At 65.1% G+C, this 25,888-nt stretch carries 23 protein-coding genes; 8 read left to right on the plus strand and 15 right to left on the minus strand.

The window, feature by feature from the left end; translation table 11 throughout:
- Positions 1-25: 25 nt before the first annotated feature.
- Both LB529_RS20620 and LB529_RS20625 read right to left on the minus strand, forming a co-directional pair.
- A complete protein-coding gene (locus LB529_RS20620) occupies positions 26-400 on the minus strand; it encodes a GtrA family protein (RefSeq protein WP_224712163.1) in 375 nt (124 codons plus the stop codon).
- Positions 400-1,404 carry a glycosyltransferase gene (locus LB529_RS20625; protein WP_224532190.1) on the minus strand — a complete coding sequence of 335 codons (1,005 nt, stop codon included), beginning with the start codon at positions 1,402-1,404 and terminating at the stop codon, positions 400-402. The genes LB529_RS20620 and LB529_RS20625 overlap by 1 nt, the downstream gene beginning before the upstream one ends.
- Before the next feature lie 128 nt (positions 1,405-1,532).
- Between LB529_RS20625 and LB529_RS20630 the strand changes: the two genes are divergently transcribed.
- The 7 genes from LB529_RS20630 to LB529_RS20660 all read left to right on the plus strand — a co-directional run bounded on the left by LB529_RS20630 (position 1,533) and on the right by LB529_RS20660 (position 9,991).
- The gene (locus tag LB529_RS20630) at positions 1,533-3,329 is read left to right on the plus strand and encodes a GtrA family protein (protein ID WP_224712164.1); all 1,797 of its coding nucleotides are present in this window, start codon (positions 1,533-1,535) and stop codon (positions 3,327-3,329) included.
- A gap of 246 nt (positions 3,330-3,575) precedes the next feature.
- Positions 3,576-4,925 carry a putative bifunctional diguanylate cyclase/phosphodiesterase gene (locus LB529_RS20635; protein WP_140635945.1) on the plus strand — a complete coding sequence of 450 codons (1,350 nt, stop codon included), beginning with the start codon at positions 3,576-3,578 and terminating at the stop codon, positions 4,923-4,925.
- A 273-nt stretch (positions 4,926-5,198) separates the two neighbouring features.
- Positions 5,199-5,966 (plus strand): SDR family NAD(P)-dependent oxidoreductase, encoded by a 768-nt coding sequence (locus LB529_RS20640; RefSeq protein WP_224712165.1) that lies wholly within the window; start codon positions 5,199-5,201, stop codon positions 5,964-5,966.
- Positions 5,963-6,898 (plus strand): 2-dehydro-3-deoxygalactonokinase, encoded by a 936-nt coding sequence (locus LB529_RS20645; protein WP_224712166.1) that lies wholly within the window; start codon positions 5,963-5,965, stop codon positions 6,896-6,898. The genes LB529_RS20640 and LB529_RS20645 overlap by 4 nt, the downstream gene beginning before the upstream one ends.
- Complete coding sequence (locus LB529_RS20650; protein WP_224712167.1) at positions 6,895-7,533, plus strand: 2-dehydro-3-deoxy-6-phosphogalactonate aldolase; 639 nt, start codon at positions 6,895-6,897, stop codon at positions 7,531-7,533. The genes LB529_RS20645 and LB529_RS20650 overlap by 4 nt, the downstream gene beginning before the upstream one ends.
- Entirely contained in the window at positions 7,533-8,405 is an 873-nt protein-coding gene (locus tag LB529_RS20655; RefSeq protein WP_224712168.1) for an SMP-30/gluconolactonase/LRE family protein, read from the plus strand. The genes LB529_RS20650 and LB529_RS20655 overlap by 1 nt, the downstream gene beginning before the upstream one ends.
- A gap of 533 nt (positions 8,406-8,938) precedes the next feature.
- On the plus strand, positions 8,939-9,991 hold the full coding sequence (locus tag LB529_RS20660; RefSeq protein ID WP_224712169.1) for a D-alanine:D-lactate ligase-like protein: 1,053 nt from the start codon (positions 8,939-8,941) through the stop codon (positions 9,989-9,991).
- Between the two features lie 253 nt (positions 9,992-10,244).
- Here LB529_RS20660 and LB529_RS20665 read toward each other — a convergent pair whose 3' ends face one another.
- The 9 genes from LB529_RS20665 to LB529_RS20705 all read right to left on the minus strand — a co-directional run bounded on the left by LB529_RS20665 (position 10,245) and on the right by LB529_RS20705 (position 20,625).
- Positions 10,245-10,532 (minus strand): DUF1330 domain-containing protein, encoded by a 288-nt coding sequence (locus LB529_RS20665; protein WP_140725241.1) that lies wholly within the window; start codon positions 10,530-10,532, stop codon positions 10,245-10,247.
- Between the two features lie 41 nt (positions 10,533-10,573).
- Entirely contained in the window at positions 10,574-11,257 is a 684-nt protein-coding gene (gene pyrF / locus LB529_RS20670) for an orotidine-5'-phosphate decarboxylase (protein WP_224548898.1), read from the minus strand.
- A gap of 23 nt (positions 11,258-11,280) precedes the next feature.
- Positions 11,281-11,877: an NADPH-dependent FMN reductase gene (locus LB529_RS20675; RefSeq protein WP_224712170.1), complete on the minus strand. Its 597-nt coding sequence runs from the start codon at positions 11,875-11,877 to the stop codon at positions 11,281-11,283.
- Positions 11,878-12,231: 354 nt separating this feature from the next.
- Complete coding sequence (gene pmtA, locus LB529_RS20680) at positions 12,232-12,837, minus strand: phospholipid N-methyltransferase PmtA (RefSeq protein ID WP_224712171.1); 606 nt, start codon at positions 12,835-12,837, stop codon at positions 12,232-12,234.
- A gap of 146 nt (positions 12,838-12,983) precedes the next feature.
- Positions 12,984-14,111 (minus strand): molecular chaperone DnaJ, encoded by a 1,128-nt coding sequence (gene dnaJ, locus LB529_RS20685; protein WP_095769451.1) that lies wholly within the window; start codon positions 14,109-14,111, stop codon positions 12,984-12,986.
- Positions 14,112-14,312: 201 nt separating this feature from the next.
- Positions 14,313-16,229, minus strand: a complete 1,917-nt coding sequence (gene dnaK, locus LB529_RS20690) for a molecular chaperone DnaK (protein ID WP_140845306.1) — start codon at positions 16,227-16,229, stop codon at positions 14,313-14,315.
- Positions 16,230-16,750: 521 nt separating this feature from the next.
- Complete coding sequence (locus tag LB529_RS20695; protein ID WP_224712172.1) at positions 16,751-17,719, minus strand: substrate-binding domain-containing protein; 969 nt, start codon at positions 17,717-17,719, stop codon at positions 16,751-16,753.
- Positions 17,720-17,737: 18 nt separating this feature from the next.
- Complete coding sequence (locus tag LB529_RS20700; protein ID WP_224712173.1) at positions 17,738-19,033, minus strand: ABC transporter permease; 1,296 nt, start codon at positions 19,031-19,033, stop codon at positions 17,738-17,740.
- Entirely contained in the window at positions 19,030-20,625 is a 1,596-nt protein-coding gene (locus tag LB529_RS20705) for a sugar ABC transporter ATP-binding protein (RefSeq protein ID WP_224712174.1), read from the minus strand. The genes LB529_RS20700 and LB529_RS20705 overlap by 4 nt, the downstream gene beginning before the upstream one ends.
- A gap of 218 nt (positions 20,626-20,843) precedes the next feature.
- Here LB529_RS20705 and LB529_RS20710 point away from each other — a divergent pair, with 218 nt between their 5' ends.
- The gene (locus LB529_RS20710; protein ID WP_095769456.1) at positions 20,844-21,863 is read left to right on the plus strand and encodes a LacI family DNA-binding transcriptional regulator; all 1,020 of its coding nucleotides are present in this window, start codon (positions 20,844-20,846) and stop codon (positions 21,861-21,863) included.
- On the opposite strand, the gene LB529_RS20715 is transcribed toward LB529_RS20710, so the two are convergent.
- The 4 genes from LB529_RS20715 to LB529_RS20730 form a co-directional block, all read right to left on the minus strand.
- Entirely contained in the window at positions 21,853-22,653 is an 801-nt protein-coding gene (locus LB529_RS20715; protein WP_224712175.1) for an inositol monophosphatase family protein, read from the minus strand. The two genes, LB529_RS20710 and LB529_RS20715, sit on opposite strands and share 11 nt — an antisense overlap.
- Before the next feature lie 67 nt (positions 22,654-22,720).
- Entirely contained in the window at positions 22,721-23,719 is a 999-nt protein-coding gene (locus LB529_RS20720; protein WP_224712176.1) for an LLM class flavin-dependent oxidoreductase, read from the minus strand.
- A gap of 3 nt (positions 23,720-23,722) precedes the next feature.
- The gene (locus LB529_RS20725) at positions 23,723-24,544 is read right to left on the minus strand and encodes an arylamine N-acetyltransferase family protein (RefSeq protein ID WP_224712177.1); all 822 of its coding nucleotides are present in this window, start codon (positions 24,542-24,544) and stop codon (positions 23,723-23,725) included.
- A gap of 147 nt (positions 24,545-24,691) precedes the next feature.
- Positions 24,692-25,858, minus strand: coding sequence for an AI-2E family transporter (locus tag LB529_RS20730; protein WP_224712178.1), 1,167 nt, complete (start codon positions 25,856-25,858; stop codon positions 24,692-24,694).
- Positions 25,859-25,888: the final 30 nt, after the last annotated feature.

The raw sequence follows: 25,888 nt of genomic DNA on the forward strand, positions 1-25,888 counted from the left end.
AATCGTGCTCGCTTGGTGCAGAGGCTCAGCGGTCGAAGACCAGCCTGGAGTAGCCGAGGAAGGACAGCGTCATCGCGACGATCGAGGCAAAGGCCAGTGCCGCCAGCGGCGGCAGCGCCGGCAGGGCGAACAGGACGGCGCAATAGACCAGGTAATTGACGATGCTGGTGGCGGTGCCGACGCTGCCATAACGCACGCCTTCCTGCGCGATGCCCCGGCTCGACGGCGCGAAGGTCAGATGGCGGTTGATCTGCCAGGTAACGCAGAGCGCGAAGCCGATCGACAGCAGGCGCGCCGCCATCGGGCCGAGCGGCGTGGCGGCAAGCAGCAGCCAGAGCGCCGCGGCGTCGGCAACGAAGCCGATGCCGCCGGTAAGGATGAAGCGGATGAGGCGGTCCACTATGCCGCCCGCGAAGCCTTGCCCGGTTCGCCCTTGGGCGAGGCCTGCCCGGATATCCCACGCTCGGCGCGGCCGGAGGAAATCGATAGGTAGAAAATGCGCTTCTGCTCGGCCCGGCCGCGCGAGACGGAATCGAGGATCAGCCCGGTCATCATCGACAGCATGGCCAGAAGCAGCATGCCGATCGACAGCACCCAGGTCGGCATGCGCGGCACCAGCCCCGTCTGCGCGAACTCGACCAGCACCGGGATCATCAGGCCGATGCTGGCCGCCAGGAAGAACAGCGCGAACGTGCCGAAGAAGCGCAACGGCTGCGTCTCCTTCACCAGCATGGCGAACATCCACAGTATCCTGGCGCCGTCGCGGAAGGTCGACAGCTTCGACGACGAGCCTTCCGGGCGGCGGCCGTAATCGAGCGCCATCTCGCTCACCGGCAGCTTCAGCTGCGAGGCATGCACCGACATCTCGGTCTCGATCTCGAAGCCGCCGGAAACGGCCGGAAAGCTTTTGACGAAGCGGCGCGAAAAGACCCGGTAGCCGGAGAAGATATCGGTGAAGTCGGTCCCGAACAGACCCTTGTAGAGGCGGTTGAAGATACGGTTGCCGAAAGCGTGGCCGTTGCGGCCGGCATCGTCGGCCACGCCGCGCCTGGTGCCCACCACCATGTCGGAGCGCTCGGTCTGCAGGACGTTGATCAGCTGCGGCGCATCCTCCGGCGCATAGGTGCCGTCGCCGTCGGCCATCACATAGATATCGGCGTCGATGTCGGCGAACATGCGCCGCACCACATTGCCCTTGCCCTGGCGCGGCTCGCGCACGACGGTGGCGCCGGCGGCACGGGCTTTCAGCGCCGTGAGGTCCTTGGAATTGTTGTCGTAAACATAGATCGCGGCCGAAGGCAGCGTCTCGCGGAAGCGCCGCACGACGTCGCCGATCGTCAGCTCCTCGTTGTAGCAAGGCAGGAGCACGGCGATGACCGGCTCGTGGCGGACTGCATGCGGCATGTCTGTCTCCGGACGCCCGATCCAGCCTCCGGCCGTGCTCATGCCGGCCCTGTCGAGCCGTTTTACTATTTATTGAAGCCGTTAAGGCTAGGTTTAAAACCGATCCTCTCCCTTCAAAGGCCACAGCAATGGGCACAGCCGAGACCGGCGCCGCCGCCTGGAAGTCCGATCTGGCGCTGGCGCTGCTTGCGGCCCTGCTCGCATTCGCTATCAATGCATGGGCCGGGTTTGGCCAACTGACCGATTCCGGCGGCGACAACGACAATCTGCTGCGCCTCGTCGAGGTCCGCGACCTGCTCGCCGGCCAGGGCTGGTTCGACCTGCACCAATACCGGATGGGGCTGGAAGGCGGCTTCGTCATGCACTGGTCGCGGCTGGTCGACGCGCCGATCGCCGCCATCGCATTTGCCGCCTCGGCGCTCACCGGCAGCAGGCCGCTCGGCGAGGACGTGGCGCAGGTGATGTGGCCGGCGCTGCTCTTCTGGTCGACCTTGTTCTTTACCGCTCGCGCCGCGCGCAGCTTCGGCGGTGGCGGCGCGGTGCTTCCCGCCATCCTGATCGGCGCCGCCGGCTATTATTTCATCGGCATCTATGACCCCGGCGCGCTCGACCACCACAACGCCCAGCTGATGCTCACCATGGCGAGCCTCGCTTTGCTGCTCGAGGCGCCCTCCCGACGCTGGGCCGCGTTGTTGTCCGGCCTCTGCGCGGCGCTGACGCTCGCCGTCGGCATGGAAACCGTGCCCTACGTCGCCACCGTAGGTGTTTGCGTGGCGCTGCTGTTGGTCGCCGATCCAGGCGGCGAACGGGCGATCGCCCGGGATTTCGGCCTCGGCTTCGCCGGTGTCGCGGCGCTTGTCTTCGCCGTCACCGTTCCGCCTTCCGCATGGGGCGTGGCGCAGTGCGACGCCTTCTCGGTCGCGCAGTTCGTCGTCGCGGCCATTGCCGGCGTGGGGCTTGCCGCTATCGCCTTCATCGAGCCTGCCACCGGCAGCTGGCGGCGCAGGCTGGGGTCGCTTGCGCTTCTGGGGGTCGTGCTCGGCGTGGTCGTGGCGGTGCTGTTCCCGCAATGCCTCTCCGCGCCTTATGCCTCCCTCGATCCACGCCTCAAGGAACTGTGGCTCGACCATATCGACGAGGCCCAGTCGCTGTTCGCGCTGCTTGTCCGCGATCCGGCGCGCGTGGCGGCGCGTTACGCGACGCCGCTGGTCGCGATCGTCCTGATGGCACGGCACTTGCGCCGCGGCGGCTGGCGGCGGCAGGACAGCCTCGTTGCGGCCCTGCTCGTCGTCGCCTTCGCGGTCGGCGCCTGGCAGGTGCGCGGCACCACCTTCTCGATCGCCTTTGCCGTCGTTCCGTTGTCGGCCTGGATCGCAAAATGGCGGGCGCGGGCCGAAGCCAGCTCCTCGCTCGGCGTGGCGCTGCGCCTTGCGGCCGTCTGGCTGGTCTCGATCAACCCGGTCTGGACGGGCGTCGCCGCGGCCGCCTCGGTGGCGTTCGAGAAAGGCAAGGCCGTCGCGGACGGCGGCGCCTCGGACAGGACTTGCCAGAAGAAGGCCAGTTTTGCGCCGCTCGGCGGCATGGCCGATACCACCGTGCTGACGATCTCCAATCTCGGAGCGCCAGTCCTCGCTTATAGCGGCCATCGCGTTTTCGCCGGCCCCTATCACCGCAACGTCGCCGGCAATCTCCTGGCGCTGGACGCCTTTCTCGGCTCGGCCGATGACGCGCGGGCAATCGTCGAGGCGCATCGCGTCGGCCTCGTCGCCATCTGCCCCGGCAATGTCGAGACCCTGATCCTGACCCGGAAGGCGCCGCAGGGTTTCCTTGCCGGACTGCTGCGCGGCTCCGTGCCGGACTGGCTCGAGCCGATCGGCGAGAAAGGCAGCCCGATCGAGCTCTATCGCCTAAAGCAAGCTGGCTAAAGCAATTCCCGAAGGTGCGAAACGGCGTTTGCTGCGCAATTGCATTCCAGAAGAGACCGTTCGATACTTATATTAGCAACTATGCATAAATGAATATTGGAGGTTGGGCTGCCATTTCTTGTCCAAAGCTGAGCCGGCGACGTCCCAAGCAGCTTCTGGACGATGGAAAAATCGATTTTCCGATACTTTTCCTAAACGCTTTGCTGCCACTCTGGCCATAAATACCGACATCGGAACAGAGGCATGATGCAAACGACGTTTGGCACCGGCCAGCCAGGCAAGGAAAATACGGATCTAGCCTTCACGGATTCGTTGACCGGGCTCGGCAACCATCGTCGCTTCTTCGACAAGGTCGATCGCCTGATCAGCGACCGCGCCGACGATCCCGCGCCCTTTACCGTCGGCATCCTCGACCTCGACGGCTTCAAGCCGATCAACGACCTGTTCGGCCACAAGGCCGGCGACGACATCCTGATACAGGTGGCGATGCGGCTGCGCGCTTCGATGGACGGCTATTCCACGGTCTGCCGCATCGGCGCAGACGAGTTCGCCTACCTTTATCCGATGGTGTTCTCGGAGGAACAGGCGGCCGAGACGTCGCGCATGCTGATCGAGATATTGTCGGCGCCCTATGATGTCGGCGAGCGCACCGCAAGGCTTTCGGCCTCGGTCGGCTGCTCGCTGTTCTATTCCGGCGACGAGACCACCGAGATCCTTCTCAACAAGGCCGAGACCGCGCTCTATCACGCCAAGCGTTCGGGCCGCGGCCGCGTCGTCGTCTACACCCGCGAGATGGAAGAGGCGGCCAAGCGCGTCACCCGCATCGAGCAGGCGCTGCGCCGCGCCGTCTCGGCCGGCGAGGTCGAACCGCATTTCCAGCCGATCGTCGATTTGAGCAGCCGCCGCACCATCGGCTTCGAGACGCTGGCGCGCTGGACCGACCGCGACCTCGGCGTCGTGCCGCCATCCGTCTTCATCCCGATCGCCGAGGAACGCGGCATCATCGGCCCGCTGTCGCAGCTGGTGCTGCGCAAGGCGGCCGAGGCGGCGCGCAGCTGGCCGAAGGAGCTGTTCTTGTCCTTCAACCTGTCGCCCTCGCAGCTCGTCGACCAGAACACCGGCCTACATATCCTGGCCATCCTCGACCGCACCGGCTTCGATCCGCGCCGGCTGGAGATCGAGATTACCGAGACTGGGCTGATGAACGATCCGGCCTCGGCCGAGAAGATCGTCGAGGACCTGCGCCGCGTCGGCATCCGCGTCTCGCTCGACGATTTCGGCACCGGCCAGTCGTCGCTCGGCCGCCTGCGCGAGTTCCATTTCGACAAGCTCAAGATCGACCGCGCCTTCGTCTCCTCCATCCTCGACGACCGGCCGTCGGAGCACATCATCCGCGCTATCCTCGCCATGTGCGAAGGGCTCGGCATGGATGTTGTCGCCGAAGGCATCGAGGACGAAGCGCAGGCCGACCGCCTCGTCCAGTTCGGCTGCGCCGGCGGGCAGGGCTATCTGTTCGGCAAGCCGGCCGATGCCGACGCCACGCTCGGCTATCTGCGCGATTCCTATCGCGGCGCGCTGCATGCCAAGGCGATCTGACAAGGTCTGTTGAGATTCAGGTCAGGCCGAATCGAAAATGGCGGTCTCCTGCGCTTCCGGTGCTCACGTACTTTAAGTACGCTCCGCTCCGGTTCTCGGAACCCACCATTTTCGATTCGGCCTGACCTGAATCTCAACAAACCTTGAGCTGCCTCCGGGAGGCGGAGGTGCAGACCTCATTTGTCGGACATAAGCTACCGAAACCGCCATTTCGTCCTTGCTCCCGGGCCCGGCGTGGCTAGGATGCGCGCCGGCAAAACGGGAGAACGGATCATGATGCCATCGGCGCGTTTCGCCGACCTCGACGGCGCCTCGGTGCTGATCACTGGCGGCGGTTCCGGCATTGGTGCTGCGCTCACCGAAGGCTTTGTGCGGCAGGGTGCCAAGGTCGCTTTCATCGACATCGCCGACGAGCTAAGCACCGCCCTTGCCGACCGGCTGGAGAAGGAGCTTGGCCGACGCCCACTCTACCTCAGCGCCGACCTGCGCGATATCGCGGCGCTGCGCGCCGCCGTTGCCAAGGCGGCCGAGGCGCATGGCGACGTCACGGTGCTGGTCAACAATGCCGCGCTCGACGAGCGTCACGCAGTGGAAGACGTCACCGTCGAATTCTGGGACAACAACCTTGCGATCAACCTGCGCCCGCATTTCTTCACCGCCCAGGCCGTGGCGCCCGGCATGAAGCGCGCAGGCGGCGGCTCGATCATCAACTTCACCTCCACCTCCTATCTGATCAACCACCCCGATATGCCGGCCTACACCGCGGCCAAGGCGGGCATCCTCGGCCTGACCAAGGGCCTCGCCGGCAAGTTTGGGCAGGACCGCATTCGCGTCAACGCGGTGGCGCCAGGCTGGGTCATCACCGAACGGCAACGCAAGCTATGGGTCACTGACGAGGCGCTCGGCGCCCATGTCGCCAAGCAGTGCATCAAGGATGTCATGCAGCCCGACGACATGGTCGGCACGGTGCTGTTCCTGGCGTCGGACGCCTCGCGCATGCTGACTGCCCAGATGCTGATCGTCGATGGAGGTTTCCTGTGAGCCCGGCACCAGCGGTCGCTGCGCTCGACTGGGGCACGACTAGGCTCAGGGCCTGGCTGCTCGACGGCTCGGGCAAGGTGCTTGCCGAGCGGCGCGGCGATGACGGGTTGATCACCGCCCGCGAAAAAGGTTTTGCCAAGGTGCTGGAAGGCCATCTTGCCGCCATGGGCGCGCCGGAGGCGCTGCCGGTCATCATCTGCGGCATGGCCGGTTCCCGGCAGGGCTGGATCGAGGCGCCTTACGTCACCGTGCCGGCGCCGATCGGCGCGATCTTGCGCGGCGCCGCCCGCATCGAGGCGTCGGGCCGCGACATCCGCATCGTGCCCGGCCTCGCGCAGCGGCTGGCCGACGCGCCCGACGTGATGCGCGGCGAGGAAACCCAGCTTGCCGGCGCCGGTTTGCCAGCAAAGGGACGCCACCTCGTCTGCATGCCCGGCACGCATTCCAAATGGGTCGCGGTCGCGGACGGCGTGGTCACGGCCTTCGGCACCTGGCCCACCGGCGAATTGTTCTCCGTGCTGGCCACACACTCGATTCTGAAACACTCGCTGGGCGAACATCCCGCTCCGGTTGCCGCGGGCAGCCGGTTCTTCCGGCAATGGTGCGAGCGGGCTTTGGGCGAAGGCGGCGACGTCACCTCGAAACTGTTTGCCATCCGCGCCGCCGGGCTTCTGCAGGATCTGCAGCCCACTGACGCGGCGGCCTGCCTGTCCGGCCTACTGATCGGCGGCGAGATCGCCTCGGCAAGGCGCCGCTATGGCGCCAGCGATGCGCCGGTGGCGCTGATCGCCTCCGGCGCGCTGGCCGAGCTTTATGGCACAGCGCTGGGCCTCGCCGGCCTTGCCTTTCGCAGCGTGGACGCCGATGAAGCGGTGCGCGCCGGCCTCGTCGAAGCCGCGCGCGAGAACGGCATGATTGGAGGCGCTTCATGAGCCAGACCGCACCCTTCCCGAAGCTCAAGCGCGGCCTTGTCGCCATCCTGCGTGGCCTGAAGCCCTCCGAGGCGGTGGCGATCGGCCGGGCGGTCCACGACGCCGGCATCGAGGCGATCGAAGTGCCGCTCAATTCGCCGGAGCCGTTCCTCTCCATCGCCGATCTGGTCAAGGCGCTGCCGAAAAGCGCGCTGATCGGCGCCGGCACGGTGCTGACGGCGACGGACGTCGATGCCTTGCACAAGGCCGGCGGCAAGTTGCTGGTCAGCCCCAACATCGATGCCGAGGTCATGGGCCGCGCCATGCAATACGGCATGGTGACGATGCCGGGCGTGTTCACGCCGACCGAAGCCTTCCAGGCGATCCGCCTCGGCGCCTCGGCGCTGAAATTCTTCCCGGCAAGCGTGCTTGGATCGAACGGCATCGCGGCGATCCGCGCCGTGCTGCCGGCAACGACGCTTGTCGGCGCCGTCGGCGGCGTTTCCGACAAGGATTTCGCCGGCTACAAAGCGGTCGGCGTCAGTGTCTTCGGGCTGGGATCGAGCCTCTACAAGCCGGGCGCGAGCGTCGAGGACGTGGCGCAGCGCGCCCGCGCCGCGATCGCCGCCTGGGACAAAGCTTTCGGAGTGGCGTGATGAATGGCGTTTCGGTTTTTTCCGACCATATCTGCGAGCTCGGCGAGGGCCCGAGCTACGATCCCGCCACCGACACGCTGTTCTGGTTCGACATCGTCAACGGCAAGCTTCTGGAAAAGCCGCTCGCCGGCGCGCTGAAAGTGCATGATCTAGGCGTCATGGCCAGCGCCATCGCGGTCATCGACGCCGACCGCCAGCTGATCGCCACCGAGGTCGGCCTGCAAGTCCGGGACGTCAAGACCGGCAAGCTGACGCTGCACACGCCGATCGAGGCCGACAATCCGCTGACGCGCTCCAACGATTCCCGCGTTCATCCCTGCGGCGCCTTGTGGACCGGCACGATGGGCAAGGACGAGCAGAAGGGCGCCGGGTCGATCTACTGGTTCTTCAAGGGCGAATTGCGCCGGCTGTTTTCGGGCATCACGGTCTCGAATTCCATCTGCTTCTCGGAGGACGGCAAAATCGCCTACTACACCGACACCGCGACCGGGCTTCTGATGCGCGTTGCCTGCGATCCGGCGACCGGCCTGCCGGCCGGCGAAGTGAAAGTGTTCGTCGATCATCGCTCCTCGAAAGGCTATGTCGACGGTTCGGTCGTCGACCGCGACGGCGTGCTGTGGAATGCCGTCTGGGGCGGCAAGGCGGTGAAGGCCTATGCGCCAGACGGCACGCTGCTGCGCGAGATCGCCATGCCGGTGACGCAGGCCTCCTGTCCGGCCTTTGTCGGCGCAAAAGCGGACCGGCTGGCGGTGACCTCCGCCTGGAAAGGCAAGGACGAGAAGCAGCGCGCGCTCGACCCGCAGGCCGGCATGACCTTCCTGCTCGACATTCCAGTCAAGGGGCGCTTCGAGCCGCGCGTGCTGATCGCATAATTCCTCGACACAGGGGTTTGAAAGCGTCCTGGTTGTCGGCAGGCAAGGTTTTTACCGTTCATTCCATGAAATCAGCCCAAACCCTGGAGATTGGCCGAAGCCTCTCAAACTCGTCATTCCAGGGCGAAGCAGCCGCGAAGCGGCGTCGCGCAGACCCTGGAATCCATTCCGTGACCTGAGCTGTGGAGTGCAGCCGAGCAGAATTCTGCACCGTGAGCGGCGCTTCGACGTAACGGAATGGATCCTCGGGTCTGCGCGCGTCGCTTCGCTCCTTGCTCCGCCCGTGGATGACGATCGTGATGGGGGTTTCGGCTAATCTCCAAGGCCGCTCCCCAAGGCAAACATAGCCCGCGGTCAAATCCGTGCTGGGGTATTGGGAGCAATCTTCGCCGGAGTGTTCCATCCGGAATTGCATCAAGACAAGAGATGCGGCGGCCGGCTTACTGTCGCGCAATCGCCTCGGTTCGGTCGGTTTCCCGCAAGCCGGCCACTTCGGGCATGAGATGGTACGCGCCTGATTCCCGGAGCTTTCGATGCCGCAGCCGACCTTGATCCTCGTCTACGAACCGGAAACGGCCTGTTTCGACCGGCTGGTCGCCCAGGGTTATCCAGCGGAGCGCGCCATCGAGATCTCGTCCTATCTGGCGCAGTCGACCGACTTGGCGCCGGAATTCAACCAGCTTGCCGAGGCTTGCGAAAGGCGCGGCCTCGCCTTCAGGCCTGTCGAGCTCGACAACGCGGCGCCGGTTCTGGCGGGGGCCGATCCGGCAACGACGCTGGTCTGGACGCTTACTGACGGTATCGCCTACTTCCGTGGCGGCGCAGCACCGGCGCTGGCGCGGCTAAAGGGGCTGCGCACCGTCGGCGCCGACGATTCGCTGTTCGCGCTCTGCCAGGACAAGCTGCGTTCCGGCGCCGTGCTCGGCGCGCTCGGCCTGCCGGCGCCGCAGGCCGGCCTTGCGCGCAACGGCACATGGCTGGTCGAGCCACCGGCCTCGCCCAAGGGCTGGTTCGTGAAACCCAACCGGCTCGGCGCCAAGATCGGCATTTGGCCGGATTCGCGCACCGCCGATCTCGGCCATGCGCTGGAGCTTAGCCGGCGTATTTTTTCGCATTACCGCGACGATGTCGTCGTCCAGCCCTATGTCGCCGGCCGCAACGTGCGGGCGAGCTTCCTCGGGCTCAAACAGGAAACCGGCACGGACGCGCTCGGCATCGTTTTTGTCGATTCCGGCGGCGATTTCCAGACCATGGCCGACTCGATGGCGCTCTATGGCGACACCGGCCAGGCGGCGAAGGATGCCGGCACCTATGCCGAGCCGGAACTCGAGGCCGTCGCCTCAAGCCAACCGGCAGCTGATCGGAGAATCCGCGCCATCGCGCAAAAGCTGATAAGCGCTCTTGGGCTGCGGGATGTCTTTTCCGTCGATTTCAGGGTCGAGGCCGACGACACCGTGCACCTCATCGAGTTCGAAGTCTGCCCCGGCCTGCCTTGCTTCGATTTCCGCGACTATTGCCGCAAGCAGTGGGGCCTGAGCCTCGCGGACGCGATGGCGGAGACGGCTGGCAACCGGCTCTTGGGTTAACAGGTCGACGTTATGACATTCACGATTGGCTGAGCCCTAACGACTTCGTCATTCCAGGGCGGAGCAAGGAGCGAAGCGACGCGCGCAGACCCTGGAATCCATGCCGCTACCTTGGCCACGGAGTGCAGCGGAGCAGAATTCTGGACCGTAGCGGCGCGTTGAAGTCACGGCCTGGATCCTCAGGTCTGCGCTGCGTCGCTACGCTCCTTGCTCCGCCCGTGGATGACGACGAGATCTGCCTGCTTCGCCGAACCTAGACGCCCTCGACCAGCACGATCTCGCCGTCGGCCACTTTCTGGCGGATGGCGGCGGCGCGCTGGTATTCCGGCGAGTGGTAGCAGTCATGCGCGGTCGCCAGTGATTCGAACTCGATGATGACGTTGCGGGCGCGCCCCGGCCCTTCGGCCTTTTCGTGCTCGCCGCCGCGCGCCAGGAACTTCGCGCCGAAGCGGTCGAAGGCGAGCTTCGCGGCGGCGACATAGTCCTTGTAGCCCTCGGCGTCGCGCACATCGACACGGGCGATCCAATATCCCTTCGGCATTCTTTTTCTCCTGTTTGTTTTTCGCGAAAGAGGGCCGGTCCTCAGGCGGATTGCATTTCGGCGAGGATAGCCTCGGCCGCGGCGCGGCGGTCAGGCGCGGCGACGATCGGCCGGCCGACGACAAGGTGGCTGGAGCCGTTGCGGATCGCCTGCGCCGGCGTCACCACGCGTTTCTGGTCGCCATGGGCGCTGCCGGCCGGCCGGATGCCCGGCGTCACCACCGCCAGATCGGGTCCGACGATGCGGCGCACCGCCTCGGCCTCCTCAGCCGAGCAGACGATGCCGCCCATGCCGGCATGCAGCGCCTGTTCGGAGCGCCTGAGCACCAGCGTGTGCGGGTCGTATTCATAGCCGGCGTCGATCACGTCCTGCTCGTCCATCGAGGTCAGCACCGTCACGCCAAGCAGGCAGAGCTCGCTGCCCCTGGCCGCCTCGACAGCCGCTCTCATGGTTTTTGGATAGGCATGCAGCGTCAGCATCGTCATGCCCATCTTGACGATGTTCTCGACGCCCTTGGCGACCGTGTTGTCGATATCGAGCAGCTTCATGTCGAGAAACACCTTCGTGCCGCCGCTGGCGAGCTCCCGCGCGAAGTCCAATCCGCCGGCGAAGGCGAGCTGGTAGCCGATCTTGTAGAAGGAAACGGCGCCTTCGAGCTCGCGCACCGCCTTCTCGGCCTCTTTCAGCGTCGGCAGGTCCAGCCCAACGATCAGCCTGTCCCGCATAGTGTCGGCCTCCGCGAAATTGATCACGCCTCGATCCGGGTGGACAGCATGCGCGAGGTTTCGATCAGTGTACGGCATAGGCGCTCCATCGATTGCTGTAGTCTGGCGTCCCTGAATTGTCCGTCCTCGGCGAAGGCTTCGCCGGCCTCGGAGACCGAGCATTCGGGCGTGATCACCTCCATCTGGCAGCGCACCAGCACCGCGCGCAGATGGTTGATGCAACGTATGCCGGCGAACTGGCCCCCTGAGGACGAACAGAGCCCGACAGGCTTGCCGGCAAGCGGCCTAAACGTATGGCTGCCCTCGCGCCGTACCCGGCTCACCCAGTCGATCGAGTTCTTGAGCAATGGAGGGATCGAGCCGTTATATTCGGGCGTCGCGATCAGCAGCCCGTCATGCGCGGCGATCTGCCGGCCGAGCTTGATGGCGTTTTCGGGGATGCCTTTTTCCTTTTCCAGGTCCTCGTCCATGATCGGCAGAGGATAGTCGCCGAGCGAGATGCGCGTCACCTCCGCGCCCTGCATGGCCAGTTCCTTCTGCGCCACATCGGCGGTCCGGCCGCTGAAGGCGCCGGTCCGGGCCGAGCCGGCGAAGACGAGAATTCGTGGGATCACTGCCATTGGCCACCCTTGTTCGGGGACAGGTACAGCCAAGGAGCATTCAAATCAACGAGGGGTGGCAGAAAACGTTCGAGGATTGGTCGCCACCTACCAACTTCGTCATCCACGGGCGAAGCAGCCGCGAAGCGGCGTCGCGAAGACCCGAGGATCCATTCCGTTACCCCAATCGCAGAGCGCAGCGGGGCAGAATTCTGGATCGTCGCAACGCTTCGAAGTCACGGAATGATCCTCGGGTCTGCGCCGCGTCGCTTCGCTCCTTGCTCCGCCCGTGGATGACGAAGCGACGGGCGTTTCGGCCAGTCGCCAGCACGCTGCCGCCACTGGCGATGCCCGAAACACTTTCGCAGGTAGAAACTAATGGCCTGCGCGCCGGTAGATCCACAGCTGCGTCGGCGGGATGTTGCGGAAGATGAAATCGAAATGCTCGACTGTGTAGTCGCCGCGCCCGGCTGGGATCGGCGACAGCGGGCCATAGGTCAGCTGCACGATCGGCCGTCCGGCCGGAATGCGGTCGAGCAGGCTTTCGATATAGGCGATGCGCTGGGCGACGGGGAAATTGAGCAGCGGCACGCCGGAGACGACCGAATCGAACACCATGTCGCGCTTGTCGCCGAGCGTGGCATTGAGATTGAAGGCGTCGCCCTCGATCACGTTGACGCCGGGATAGAGCCCGCGCAGATGGCGCACGAAGTCGGTCGAATATTCGACCGCGTAGAGGTTTTCGGGCTTCACGCCCTGGGCCAGGATGGCGCGGGTGATGACACCGGTGCCGGGCCCGACCTCGAGCACCGGCAGGCCCGATCCCGGATTGACGATCGACGCCATCTTGCGGGCGGTGATGGAACTGGTGGGAACGATCGAGCCGACCGTTTTCGGCTTGTCGATCCAGCCTTTGAAGAACTTCAGCTCGTCGTCGAATTTTTCGGCCAGCGCTTTGCGCAACCCGGGACTACGTGCCATCACGAGCTCTCCTCAATGCTCAGCCTCCCGCTCCGCTACTTAGCAGGTGGGTGGGACAAGGCAAGGCGTCAAGCTGGCATAAGGTGTTGATGATGCTTGGGCACCGGATCGCCCCCGATGCCGTGCGAAATGCGCGCCTGCGGCAATCAGTTTTCGCCGAACGACTCGAAGAAGTCCTTCATGCGCGCGAAAAAGCCGCTCGACTGGGGCGAATTGTCCTTCGAGGAGATCTGCTCGAACTCTTCCAGCAGTTCGCGCTGGCGGCGCGTCAGGTTCTGCGGCGTCTCGACCGCCGTCTGGATGTAGAGGTCGCCGACATTGGGCTGGCGCAGCACCGGCATGCCCTTGCCCTTCAAGCGGAACTGGCGGCCGTTCTGCGTGCCTTCCGTCACCTTGACCTTGGTCTGGGTGCCATCGAGCGTGGTGACCTCGAAGGAGCCGCCAAGGGCTGCCGTCGTCATCGAGATCGGCACCTTGCAATAGAGATCGGCGCCGTCGCGCTGGAAGAATTCGTGCGGCTTGACCGCCAGGAAGATATAGAGGTCGCCGGGCGGTCCGCCGCGCAGGCCCGCCTCGCCCTCATTGGCCAGCCGGATGCGGGTGCCGTCCTCGATGCCGGCCGGGATGTTGACCGACAGCGAGCGTTCCTCGGTGACGCGGCCCTGGCCGGCGCATTTCGGGCAGGGGTCCTTGATCGTCTGGCCGCGACCCTGGCATTGCGGGCAGGTGCGCTCGATCGAGAAGAAGCCTTGCGTGGCGCGCACCTTGCCGTGGCCGTGGCACATCGAGCAGGTCACCGGCTGCGTGCCGGGCTTGGCGCCGCTGCCGGAGCATTCCGAGCAGGAGATCGAGGCCGGCACGCGGATCTGCGCCGTCTTGCCGGAAAAGGCTTCTTCCAGCGTGATTTCCATGTTGTAGCGCAGGTCGGCGCCGCGCTCGCGGCCGCCCGACGAACGGCGCTGGCGGCCGCCCATCATGTCGCCGAAAATATCCTCGAAGATGTCGGCGAAGCCGCCGGCGCCGAAACCGTGCGCTGCGCCGTTCATACCGCCCTCGAAGGCGGCGTGGCCGAAACGGTCATAGGCGGCGCGCTTCTGCGGGTCCTTCAGCGTCTCGTAGGCTTCGTTGATCTCCTTGAACTTGTGCTCGCAGGCGTGGTCGCCGGGGTTGCGGTCGGGATGGAACTGCATGGCGAGCTTGCGGAAAGCGCTCTTCAGTTCCTTGTCGTCGGCGCCTTTTTGCACGCCCAGCGTTTCGTAGAAATCAGCTTTCATTTTTTCCCGCTGTCCGGATGCTCAATGTCTTCAAGCATTGTTGGCGACGTTTGCCGGCACGTTCTTGGATTTAGGAGCGATGTTTCCCGGATGCTAGTACTAAGCCGGGCCGCTCCGGGTTTTTCTGTCACTTTTTCGACTGGGGTTGCAAAAAAGCCCGGCCTTCCGCCGGGCTTTTCGCATAATCCGCCGTCAGCCGGCTCAGGCCGACTTCTTCTTCTCGTCGTCTTCGTCGATTTCCTCGAAGTCGGCATCGACCACGTCCGAATCCTTGGCGGCGTCCGCCTTGGCGTCGGCTTCGGCCGCTTCCTTCTGCGAGGCCTCGTACATGGCCTGGCCGAGCTTCATCGACACTTCGGCGAGCGACTGCGACTTGGCCTCGATGTCGGCCGGGTCGTCGCCTTCGGCTGCGGTCTTCAGCGCGGCGATCGCATCCGAGATTGCGGTGCGGTCAGCCTCCGAGACCTTATCGCCATAGTCCTTCAGCGACTTCTCGGACGAATGCACCAGCGCTTCGGCCTGGTTGCGGGCCTCGACGAGAGCACGGCGCTTCTTGTCCGCGTCGGCATTGGCCTCGGCGTCCTTCACCATCTTCTCGATGTCGGCGTCGGACAGACCGCCCGAAGCCTGGATGCGGATCTGGTGCTCCTTGCCGGTGCCCTTGTCCTTGGCAGAGACGTTGACGATGCCGTTGGCGTCGATGTCGAACGTGACCTCGATCTGCGGCACGCCGCGCGGCGCCGGCGGAATGCCGACGAGGTCGAACTGACCGAGCATCTTGTTGTCGGCCGCCATCTCGCGCTCGCCCTGGAAGACGCGGATCGTCACCGCCGACTGCGAATCCTCGGCGGTCGAGAAAGTCTGGCTCTTCTTGGTCGGGATCGTGGTGTTGCGCTCGATCAGCCTGGTGAACACGCCACCCAGCGTCTCGATGCCGAGCGACAGCGGCGTCACGTCGAGCAGCAGCACGTCCTTGACGTCGCCCTGCAGCACGCCGGCCTGGATGGCGGCGCCAAGCGCCACGACCTCATCCGGGTTGACGCCCTTGTGCGGCTCCTTGCCGAAGAACTGCTTCACGATCTCCTGGATCTTGGGCATGCGGGTCATGCCGCCGACCAGGACCACCTCGTCGATCTCGCCCGCCTTCAGGCCGGCATCCTTGAGCGCCGCCTTGCAGGGGTCGATGGTGCGCTGCACGAGATCCTCGACCAGGCTTTCGAACTTCGCCCGGGTGAGCTTCATCGTCAGGTGCTTCGGACCGCTAGCGTCGGCGGTGATGAAGGGCAGGTTGATCTCGGTCTGCGTCGTCGACGACAGCTCGATCTTGGCCTTTTCCGCGGCCTCCTTGAGGCGCTGCAGGGCAAGCTTGTCGGCCTTGAGGTCGATGCCCTGTTCCTTCTTGAACTCGGCCGCCAGGTACTCGACGAGGCGCATGTCGAAGTCCTCGCCGCCGAGGAAGGTGTCGCCATTGGTCGACTTCACCTCGAAGACGCCGTCGCCGATCTCGAGCACGGAAATATCGAAGGTGCCGCCGCCAAGGTCATAGACGGCGATGGTCTTGCCGTCCTTCTTTTCCAGGCCATAGGCAAGTGCGGCGGCCGTCGGCTCGTTGATGATGCGCAGCACCTCGAGGCCGGCGATCCTGCCGGCGTCCTTGGTCGCCTGGCGCTGGGCGTCGTTGAAATAGGCCGGAACGGTGATGACCGCCTTCTCGACCTTCTCGCCGAGATAGGCTTCCGCCGTCTCCTTCATCTTCTGCAGGATCATGGCCGAGATCTGGCTGGGCGACTGCTTCTTGCCGCCGGCCTCGACCCAGGCGTCGCCATTGTCGCCCTTGACGATCTTGTAGGGGACAAGCTTCTTGTCCTTCTCCGTCACCGGGTCGTCATAGCGGCGGCCGATCAGGCGCTTGACCGCGAAGATGGTGTTTTCCGGATTGGTGACCGCCTGGCGCTTGGCCGGCTGGCCGACGAGACGTTCGCCGTCGCTCGAAATGGCGACGATGGAAGGCGTCGTGCGCGCGCCTTCAGCATTCTCGATCACCTTGGGGTCCTTGCCATCCATGATGGCGATACACGAGTTGGTGGTGCCGAGATCGATACCGATAACTTTTGCCATTGTTCTAATCTCTCCTCTAAGCAGGCTCTCTGGACCCTTCAAAAGGCGTTCCGACGAAAGCCCCTGTTCACAAGAAATCCCGTCATGGTCCCCGCTTTTTAGGGCTGGACGGCTGGCGCGTATATAAGAACAGGCGACACAAGGCGCAAGCATCCTGCGTAAGCTGTCCATCGTCTCGGCAGCGAGCCGGAAGACACCCGCCGCGCTCTGCGCCTGAGCCAGTCTGAGGTCGATCTATCTCACTGTTCCAGCTTGGTTTTTTTGAAACGGCGCCGCTTAGGGCACACAGATCTGCCGACCGCGAAGGTCAGGACTTGCTGTTTCGGGCGTGACTTTCGGTCGCGAAAGAGCGGAAAACCAGCATTGCGGCGACGCTTCGCGCATCCGGCGGCAAGCTGTGGGGAGCGCCTTGCGCTCGGGCAAACCCCTGCCGGGCGCGTGGCCCGGCAGGGGTTGCGGACTTCAAGCAATTCCACGAAAAGCCGCAGCGGTTTTCCGTTCGGAATTGCGTCGAACAGAACCTAGAGCCCGTTGTCCTTCAGGATCTTGGCGGCGTTGTCCTTGGTGATCTTTTCCGTCGGCAGGGTGATGGTCTTCTCGACCTTCTCTCCTTTCAGGAACTTGATCGCCTGGCGCAATCCCTCGGCGCCCGGCGTGACATAGGTGAAGGTCGCGGTCAGCTCGCCCTTGTTCACCATCTGCACGCCTTCGTTGGGCAGGCCGTCGATGCCGATGAACTTGATGTCCTTCTCGCGCCCGACATCCTTGGCCGCGAGATAGGCGCCATAGGCCATCGGATCGTTGTGGCCGTAGACGAGATCGATCTTCTCGTTGGTCTTCAGCGCGTTGGCCATGATGTTGTAGGCCTGGTCCTGCTTCCAGTCGCCCGACTGCTGGTCGAGCAGGTACTTGATGCCCGGCTCCTTGTCGGTGAATTCATGGAAGCCGTCATGGCGGTCATGCGCCGGCTGCGTGCCCATGCCGCCCCAGATCTCGACGACGTTGCCGGCCGCCTTGCCCTTGCCGCCCAGGAGCTCGACAGCATATTCGCCAGCCGCCCGGCCGATCAGCTTGTTGTCACCGCCGACGAACTGCGTGTAGTCCTTGGTTTCGACATTGCGGTCGAGCACGAAGACCGGGATCTTGGCGTCGATCGCCTGCTGCACCACGCCGGTCAGGCCGGCCGATTCCTTCGGCGAGACCAGCAGCGCGTCGACCTCCTGGCGGATCAGGTTCTCGACGTCGGCGACCTGCTTTTCGGTCTTGTCCTCGCCGTCGGTGATGATCAGCTCGACCTCCGGGTGCTTGGCGGCTTCCGCGATGATGTCCTTGTTGAACTGGGCGCGCCATGGTTCGATGGTCGTCACCTGCGAGAAGCCGATCTTCCACTTCTTGTCCTGGGCAAAGGCATGGTTGCCGGAAAAGAGCGCGGTGGTCGTCACAAGCGCCGCCGCGAAGGTGGCGAGCTTCAGCATTTCACGTCGTTTCATGGTCCTGTTTCCTCCGGATTATAGAGACGAGGTCTCCTGTGACGGCCGCTTGGCTGCGGCCGTTTCCTTTTGCGCCGTCCGTCCGCCGGGCAGGCGCAGATAGCTGAGAAGATCGCCGGCGTTGCGCTCCTGCACGAGCACGGTGCCGATGATGATCGCCCCCTTCAGAACCAGCTGAAGGTTCGAATTGATGTTGTGCAGCTGCAAGATGTTTGACAGCAGGCCGAAGATCAGCACGCCACAGAAGGTGCCGACCAGGCTGCCGCGCCCGCCCATCAGGCTGGTGCCGCCGATGACCACGGCGGCGATGGCGTCGAGCTCCAGCCCGGCGCCGGCATCGGGCTTGCCTTGGCGGTATTGGGCCACGTAGAGCACCGCCGCGATGCCGGCGAGCAGGCCCGACACCGCATAGGTGGCTATCTTGACGCGCCCGGCGGCGATTCCGGAAAGCCGCGCCGCCTCCTCATTGCCGCCGATGGCGTAGACATAGCGGCCGAAGGGCGTGAAGCGCAGCACCGCGCCGTAGATCACGACCGCGCCGAGGAAGAACAGGCCCGGCATCGGCACGATGCCGAACACCAGCGAACGCAGGATCTCGAAATCGGCGGTGGCGTTCGAGCCGGTATAGACCGGCAGCACCGCGTTGTTCTGGCCGGCGGTGAGCCTGGCGATGCCGAGTGCCGTCACCATCATCGCAAGTGTCACGATGAAGGGCTGCAGCCGGCCGGCGACGATAATGAAGCCGTTGATGGTGCCGAACAGAAGGCCGACGCAAGGCGCCACCAGCAGCACGCCGAGCACGCCGAACTTGGTCTCGACCTGCGGCAGCAGGTACCACAGCGAAAGGCAGCACAGCGCCACGCCGACGACGCCCGGAATGACCAGCCCGCGCGCCTTGTCCAGCCGCGCGTCGCGCCCGGCTTCCGCCCCGGCGCGGGATTTCTCGATGTTGAGCAGGATGAAGCGGGTGGCCAGCGCGCCGAGGCAAAGCGCCGCCAGCGCGGTCGTCGGCACGCCGAGCGCCGCCGAGGGCGTGACGCCCGGCACGGTGAGCAGCATGGCGCAGACGACCGAGCAGATCGCCATCAGCGAGCCGACGGAAAGATCGATGCCGCCGGTCAGGATCACCGCCGTCATGCCGGTGGCGATGAGGCCGGTGGTCGACACCTGGCGCAGCACGTCGAGCAGGTTGCCGTAGGACAGGAAGATGTTGTTGCCCTTGGAGCTGATCGGCGAGCCGAACACGCCGATTAGGAAGATGGCGATCAGCCCCCAGTACAGCTTGGTGCGGGAAACAAGGCTGATAAGGTTCATGCGGCTGGTCTCGCTGCCCGTCTTGGTGTGGCAAGTCTTGGCGCGGCAAGCCGCATGATCGCCTCCTCGCTGGCCTCGGCGCGGGACAGGATCCCGCGCTGGCGGCCCTCGGCCATGACCAGGATGCGGTCGGCCAGATGCAGAAGCTCGGGCAGTTCGGAGCTGATCACGGCAATCGCCAGCCCGTCGCCGGCCAGCTTGAAGACGAGGTCGTAGATTTCGCGCTTGGCGCCGACATCGATGCCGCGCGTCGGCTCGTCGAGCAGAAGCACGCGCGGCCGGGTCGCCAGCCACTTGCCGATCACCACCTTCTGCTGGTTGCCGCCGGACAGCGTGCCGGCGGCCTGCTCGATGCTTTCGCAGCGTATGCCGAGCGCGCCGACCGCGTCGCGTGCCAGGCCGCGCTCGCCCGAGCGCGAGCGCAGGCCGAAGCGCGCCAGCGCGCCGACCAGAGGCAGCGCGACATTGTCGGTGATCGAGGCTTGGAGATGCAGGCCTTGCGTCTTGCGATCCTCGGTCACCAAAGCAATGCCGAGCCGGCGGGCCTCGCGCGGCGAGCCGATCTCGACCGGCACGCCGTCGAGCCGAATCTCGCCGCCGGTGCGGCCGTCGCTGGAGCCGAAGATCGCCTCCAGGATCTCGGTGCGGCCGGAACCCAGCAGCCCGCCGATGCCGAGGATCTCGCCGGCCGAAAGATCGAAGCTGACGCCGTCGATCATCGTGCGCCAGCCATGCCGGTCGGGCTTCGATAGCGACAGGTCCCTGACCGAGAGCACCGCTTCGCCGCCCGGGCCGCGCTCATGATCGGAGGAAGCGAGAAGGTCGCGCCCGACCATAGCGGAGATGATGGCGTCTTCGTCCAGCTTTGCCATGTCCCGCGTCAGCACGTGGCGTCCGTCGCGCAGCACCGTCACCCGGCTGGCCAGATGCATGACCTCGTCGATGCGATGCGAGATGTAGACGATCGCAACGCCGCTTGCCGCGAGCTGGCCGATGATGCGGAATAGTCTCTGGCACTCGGCCGGCGACAGCGCCGAGGTCGGCTCGTCCATGATCAGGATGCGCGCCGACTTCGACAGCGCCTTGGCGATCTCCACCAGTTGCTGCTCGCCAACCCTGAGCGTGCCGACACGCGCCTCGGGATCGAGCTCGATGCCGAGACGCTGCAGCAACGCGCTGGCAGTGCGGCTGCTCGCCTTGCGATCGACGACCAGCCCGGCGATCAGCTTTTCGCGGCCGAGGAAGATGTTGTCGGCGACGCTGAGCTCGGGGACGAGGTTGAGCTCCTGGTGGATGATGGCGATGCCGGCGTCCTCAGCGTCGCGGACGCCGGTGAAGCGGACTACCTGACCGTCGATCGCCACGGCGCCTTCGTAGTCGGTATAGACGCCCGACAGGATCTTCATCAGCGTCGACTTGCCGGCGCCGTTCTCGCCCATCAGCGCATGCACCTCGCCGGGCCTGAGGTCCAGGCTCACATCGGACAGCGCGGCGATGCCGCCGAACCGCTTGGAAATGCCGGTCGCGCTCAGGACGACGGTTGGACCGTCGGCGGCCGCATTGCCAGTCGTGGTGGAATCAACGCGCTGCATGGCAAAGGACGGCCTCCCTCCGTCGTCTTCGATGGTTTGAACGCTAATCTAAACGTTTCGAATGTGTCAAGCACATATCTGGTTGCTGAGGATTGATGCATTTCAATTCTTGCGAAAAAAGCCGGGTTTGCGTAGGTTTGGCCAAATAGGGGCGGTTAAACGTTTCGAAAATGACGGTGTCAGGGCGGAAAAAACAGCGGAAATCCACGGCACCGACCATGCTGCATGTGGCTGAGGCGGCGCGTGTGTCCGTGGCCACCGTGTCGGCAGTGCTCAACGGCACCGCCACCGTCAGTCCGGAGCTTACCCAGCGCATCGAGCAGGCGATCCGCGACATCGGCTACAAGCGCAACGCCATTGCCCGCAGCCTCAAGATGGGCACCACGCGGACCATCGGCCTGACCGTGCCGCATATCACTAACCCGTTCTTCACCGATGTCGTTTCGGTCATCCAGCAGGCGTTCGACCGCGCCGGCTATGCCGTCATGCTGTGCTGCACGGACGAGGACCTGAACACGCAGGACGACCAGATCCGGCTGCTGCTCGACCGCATGGTCGACGGGCTGATCGTAGCGCGCGTCGGCGACGGCGGTATCCTGAAGGGCATCGTCGGGGACGCCAACGTGCCGGTGGTGCTGCTCGACCGCCTCTGCGAAGGCGTCGACACCGATGCGGTGGTGCTGGACAACCAGCGCGCCGTGTTCGATGCCGTCACCTATCTGATCCATCTCGGCCATCGCCGCATCGGCTATATCACCGGCGCATCCGACATATCCCCTATGCATGACCGCATGATCGGCTACCGCGAGGCGCTGCAGGCCGCCGGCCTGCCAGTGGCGGAGGAGCTCATACGCTCCGGCAATTTCCACGAGATCGACGGCTATAACGCCACAATGCAGCTGCTTTCGCTGCACGACCGGCCAAGCGCGATCTTCTCGGCCAACAATCCGATGGTGATCGGCACCATGAAGGCGATCCGCGACATCGGCCTCAGCTGCCCCGAAGACATTTCGGTCGCCTGTTTCGACGATTTTCCCTGGTCGGACGTGTTCGTGCCGCAGCTGACCACCGTGGCGCAGCCGGTGCAGGCGATCGGCGAGCAGGCGGCGAACCTCCTGCTTGACCGGCTTGCCGGCAACAGGGAGGCGCCGCCGCGCAAGCTCGTACTGAAGGGCCGGCTGATGATCCGCAATTCCTGCCGGCCGCTGGGCGCGCTCGCGCAGAGCGTCAGCGCGTAAATCCGAAGGAGCTCTCGCCTAGCAGCTGCAGCCTCGGAAAGATGCCCCGGCCGCCGGCGACCACACGGGTGCCTTTGCCGATCACCGTCTTGGGGTCCGCTTTCAGCACCGTGCCGCCGGCCTCTTCGACCAGCAGCATGCCGGCCAGGCAATCCCAGGCGTTCATGTGCTCCTCGAGATAGCCGAGCAGCCGGCCGGCCGCCGCATAGGCAAGCATGAGCGCTCCGGAAGCATTGCGGTAGAAGACGCCGCCCTCGCCCATGATCAGGCCGATGAGAATGACGACATTCGTGGTCGAGGCGCGGTTGGAGAGCCCGGTGCCGACGGCGCCGTCGGAAAGCGACGCCGCATTGCTGGCCTTGATCGGCTTGCCGTTAAGGAAGGCGCCGCCGAGGCGGCGGGCGTAGAACGTTTCGTCGGTCGAGGGTTCGTGGATAACGCCGACGATCGTCTCGCCATCCCTGGCGCAGGCGATCACCACGCACCAGGCGGGAATCCCGCGCACGAAATTGGCGGTGCCGTCGATCGGGTCGATCACCCAGACATGACCGGTTGTTCCGGTCACCGCCGCGTGCTCCTCGCCGACGATGCCGTCTTGCGGATAGGCCTCGGCGATCGCGGCGCGGATGAACAGCTCAACCTCGCGGTCGGCCTCGGAAACCAGGTCCTGGTGGCCCTTGCTCTCGACGGCCAGGTTGTCGAGGTCGCGAAAATATTTCAGCCCCAGCTCGCCGGCGCGCCGCGCCAGGTCGATGGCAAAATGCATGCGGTCGTCGAGATCATGGGTCATGTGCAGGCTCGCGCGTTGGCGGGGAGACTGCCCTTAACAGATGGATATGTCAGAAGCCATGGCGCCGTCAGGCTGCCTTCGACATCGATTTGTGCACGTCAGCGAGGATCTCGAAGGAGCGCACGCGCGCCGCATGGTCGAAGCACTGCGCCGTCACCATCAATTCATCGGCGCCGGTGCGGCTTATGAAGGCGTCGATGCCTTGGCGCACCGTCTCCGGCGAGCCGACGACGGCGCAGGACAGCGCCTGGGCAAGCATGGCTTTCGCCGCAGGATCGAGGTCGCGGTCGTAATTCTCCACCGGCGGCGGCAATTGGCCGGGCCGGCCGCTGCGCAGATTGACGAAGGCCTGCTGCAGCGAGCTGAACAGAAGCTTCGCCTCGGCGTCCGACGGCGCGGCGAAGACATTGAGGCCGAGCATGACATAAGGCTTGTCGAGTTGCGCCGATGGCTGGAAGCGCGTGCGATAGACCTCCAGCGCATGATCGAGCTCGGCCGGGGCGAAATGCGAGGCGAAGGCGTAAGGCAGGCCGAGAAGGGCTGCGAGCTGCGCGCCATAGAGGCTGGAGCCGAGGATCCAGACCGGCACGCTCTGGCCCTCGCCGGGCACGGCGCGGATGCGCTGGCCTTCCTCGGCCGGCTGGAAATAGCTCATCAGCTCGACGACGTCCTGCGGGAAATTGTCGGCGCTTTCGAGATTCCGCCGCAGCGCCCGCGCGGTCAGCATGTCGGTGCCCGGCGCGCGGCCGAGGCCGAGATCGATGCGGCCGGGGAAAAGTGCGGCCAGCGTGCCGAACTGCTCGGCGATCACCAGCGGCGCATGGTTGGGCAGCATGATGCCGCCGGCGCCGACGCGGATCGACTTCGTCCCGCCGGCGACATGCGCGATCACGACGGACGTCGCCGCGCTCGCAATGCCCGGCATGTTGTGATGCTCGGCCAGCCAGTAGCGCCGGTAGCCCAGCCGCTCGGCATGGCGGGCAAGGTCGAGCGAATTGGCAAGCGACTGCGAGGCGGTGCTGCCTTGCGTGATCGGCGACAGGTCGAGAACCGAAAGGGCCGTCATTGGTCAGGTCTCCACGATGCGTTTTTCCCGCAGTTTCGCCTCGAAGGCGGCGCGGTCGGGAATGACGATGGCGAGCTGCATCTCCAGCACGCCGGCGAGCTCAGTGGCCGTCGCGATCTCGCGCTGCTCGCTGCTACCGCCGGCATAATGTGTCGACAGCCGGTTGTTGCGCAGCGCGTAGCGCCGGTCGGGCAAGGCGAGCGCGGCAACCAGGGTCGACAGGAAATGCGAGCTCGGATGGGTCGACAGGAAATGGCTGCCGACCAGGCAGTCGACCTCATAGGCCTGGCTCATGTCGAAGCGGTAGAGCGTGCGCCAATCGCTGCCAATGCCTGCTTGCAGGCGAAGATCGTCGCCGGTCTCGACGATGCGGAAGGTCTCGTGCGGTGTCTGCTGCACCAGCCCGGGCTCAAGCAGCAGCGGCGCCGTCAGCGTCAGGCCGCCGAAGCCGACATCGGCAATATAGGTGCGGCCGCCGAGCTCGACGCGCAGCAGCATATGGCTGCGCGCGGTGACGGCATCGTCAGGCTGGCCCCACAACACGCGCGCCGCCAGCCCGCTGGTCGTGAAGCCGAGCGCCTTCAGCGCATGCATGAAGATGAGATTGTGCTCGAAGCAATAGCCGCCGCGGCCCTGGCCAAGAATCTTGTCCTGCAGCGAGGCGATGTCGAGCCCGACGGAAACGCCCATCAAGGCGTCGATGTTCTCGAACGGGATCGCCTGCGGGTGAGTTGCGTGCAGCGCCTGCAGCGTGGCGAGCGAAACGTCGGTCGGCCCGTCATAGCCGATGCGGGCGAAATAGCCATCGAGATCGAAGTCGCTCATTCAGGGGCAGGTCCGGCTTGACCGGCCCGATATAGGCACTGCCCGCCAACGCTGCAAATAACGGCCACGCTTTGCGATTGGGCCACATGCCAATGCATGTCGCCCGGAAGTGCGCAGCGGTTCTGGGACTTTTCAGCGCGACGTGCTTCAGGCCGGTTTGTGATTGTTTTCGGCCGGCTCTTCCTCGATGGCCATGGACTGCTGCGCCGCCAGGAAGTTGCCGACATGGCTCAGGCCCTCGAAATGGTCGCAGAAGACCTTGATGACGACCAGCAACGGCACCGCCATCAGCGCGCCGACGAAGCCCCACAGCCAGGACCAGAAGGCGATGGCGATGAAGATCGCCACCGCATTGATCTCGAGGCGCCGCCCGACCACCGTCGGCGTCACGAACTGGCCTTCGATGATGTCGCACAGCACCACGAAGGCCGGCGCCAAGAGCGCATAGGCGATCGTGTCGAAGCTGATCAGCGCGATGATGGCGACAATCACGACCGTCATCAGCGCGCCGACATATGGCAAGAAATTCAGCAATGCCGCCATCGCCCCCCAGACGAGCGGGTTGGGCATGCCGAGCCCCCACAAGCCCAGCCCGATCACCGTCCCGAGACTTACATTGATGATGGAGACCGTGAGCAGATAGTGCGAAATCTCGCGCTCAACGTCATAGACGATGCGCAGCGCCCGCTTCTTCTGCGTCATGCTGGCGAAGGATTGGACGATCTTCTCGTAGAACAGCGTGCCGGAGGCGAGCAGGAACAGCGACAGCACGAAGACGATGGTGATCGCGGTGCCTGCTTCCAGGATGTTGCTGGCCGCCGCGGACAGGATGCCGGAAGGCGCTACCGCGACCCGCTGAAGGCCGGGTTCCTGAGACGTCTCCGTCAGCGCCTCCAACTGATGTGCGAGGTCCGTCATTCGTTCGAGCGGCCGCTTGAACGGCGCCAGCCGCTCGGTGAGTTGCTGGCCGATCGAATAGCTGTTGTTGATGAGGTCGATGACCGGACCGCTGAGCAGATAGCCTGCGGCGGCGAAGACGCAGATCGAAAGCAGCACCAGCAGCGTCGCCGAGACAACCTCAGGGATGCCGTGCTTGCGCAGCAAACGCACGATCGGCGTCAGCGTCAGCGCCAGCAGGAAGGCGAGTATCACCGGCATGAAGAAGGCGCGCGCGAAGTACAGCGCCGCCGCCGTCATCAGAATGAAGATCCCGATCACCAGCGACCGCGTCAAGCGCATGTCCGCCCGGGCGCTGGCACGCGGATCAGGGCTTTCGGCAACGCTCGCGCCCGAAACGATCGGCTCGGCTTTCATCGGTTCCCCTTGCAAGCCCACCACCCAAAC

The organism is Mesorhizobium sp. CA5, from assembly GCF_020165105.1.
Lineage (GTDB): Bacteria > Pseudomonadota > Alphaproteobacteria > Rhizobiales > Rhizobiaceae > Mesorhizobium.

Excerpts from the sequence above, each read along its gene's own strand:
- LB529_RS20625 (WP_224532190.1), bottom strand. The coding sequence starts at position 1,404 with ATGCCGCATGCAGTCCGCCACGAGCCGGTCATCGCCGTGCTCCTGCCT.
- LB529_RS20630 (WP_224712164.1), top strand. The coding sequence starts at position 1,533 with ATGGGCACAGCCGAGACCGGCGCCGCCGCCTGGAAGTCCGATCTGGCG.
- LB529_RS20635 (WP_140635945.1), top strand. The coding sequence starts at position 3,576 with ATGCAAACGACGTTTGGCACCGGCCAGCCAGGCAAGGAAAATACGGAT.
- LB529_RS20640 (WP_224712165.1), top strand. The coding sequence starts at position 5,199 with ATGATGCCATCGGCGCGTTTCGCCGACCTCGACGGCGCCTCGGTGCTG.
- LB529_RS20650 (WP_224712167.1), top strand. The coding sequence starts at position 6,895 with ATGAGCCAGACCGCACCCTTCCCGAAGCTCAAGCGCGGCCTTGTCGCC.
- LB529_RS20655 (WP_224712168.1), top strand. The coding sequence starts at position 7,533 with ATGAATGGCGTTTCGGTTTTTTCCGACCATATCTGCGAGCTCGGCGAG.
- LB529_RS20660 (WP_224712169.1), top strand. The coding sequence starts at position 8,939 with ATGCCGCAGCCGACCTTGATCCTCGTCTACGAACCGGAAACGGCCTGT.
- LB529_RS20665 (WP_140725241.1), bottom strand. The coding sequence starts at position 10,532 with ATGCCGAAGGGATATTGGATCGCCCGTGTCGATGTGCGCGACGCCGAG.
- pyrF (WP_224548898.1), bottom strand. The coding sequence starts at position 11,257 with ATGCGGGACAGGCTGATCGTTGGGCTGGACCTGCCGACGCTGAAAGAG.
- LB529_RS20675 (WP_224712170.1), bottom strand. The coding sequence starts at position 11,877 with ATGGCAGTGATCCCACGAATTCTCGTCTTCGCCGGCTCGGCCCGGACC.
- pmtA (WP_224712171.1), bottom strand. The coding sequence starts at position 12,837 with ATGGCACGTAGTCCCGGGTTGCGCAAAGCGCTGGCCGAAAAATTCGAC.
- dnaJ (WP_095769451.1), bottom strand. The coding sequence starts at position 14,111 with ATGAAAGCTGATTTCTACGAAACGCTGGGCGTGCAAAAAGGCGCCGAC.
- dnaK (WP_140845306.1), bottom strand. The coding sequence starts at position 16,229 with ATGGCAAAAGTTATCGGTATCGATCTCGGCACCACCAACTCGTGTATC.
- LB529_RS20695 (WP_224712172.1), bottom strand. The coding sequence starts at position 17,719 with ATGAAACGACGTGAAATGCTGAAGCTCGCCACCTTCGCGGCGGCGCTT.
- LB529_RS20700 (WP_224712173.1), bottom strand. The coding sequence starts at position 19,033 with ATGAACCTTATCAGCCTTGTTTCCCGCACCAAGCTGTACTGGGGGCTG.
- LB529_RS20705 (WP_224712174.1), bottom strand. The coding sequence starts at position 20,625 with ATGCAGCGCGTTGATTCCACCACGACTGGCAATGCGGCCGCCGACGGT.
- LB529_RS20710 (WP_095769456.1), top strand. The coding sequence starts at position 20,844 with ATGCTGCATGTGGCTGAGGCGGCGCGTGTGTCCGTGGCCACCGTGTCG.
- LB529_RS20715 (WP_224712175.1), bottom strand. The coding sequence starts at position 22,653 with ATGACCCATGATCTCGACGACCGCATGCATTTTGCCATCGACCTGGCG.
- LB529_RS20720 (WP_224712176.1), bottom strand. The coding sequence starts at position 23,719 with ATGACGGCCCTTTCGGTTCTCGACCTGTCGCCGATCACGCAAGGCAGC.
- LB529_RS20725 (WP_224712177.1), bottom strand. The coding sequence starts at position 24,544 with ATGAGCGACTTCGATCTCGATGGCTATTTCGCCCGCATCGGCTATGAC.
- LB529_RS20730 (WP_224712178.1), bottom strand. The coding sequence starts at position 25,858 with ATGAAAGCCGAGCCGATCGTTTCGGGCGCGAGCGTTGCCGAAAGCCCT.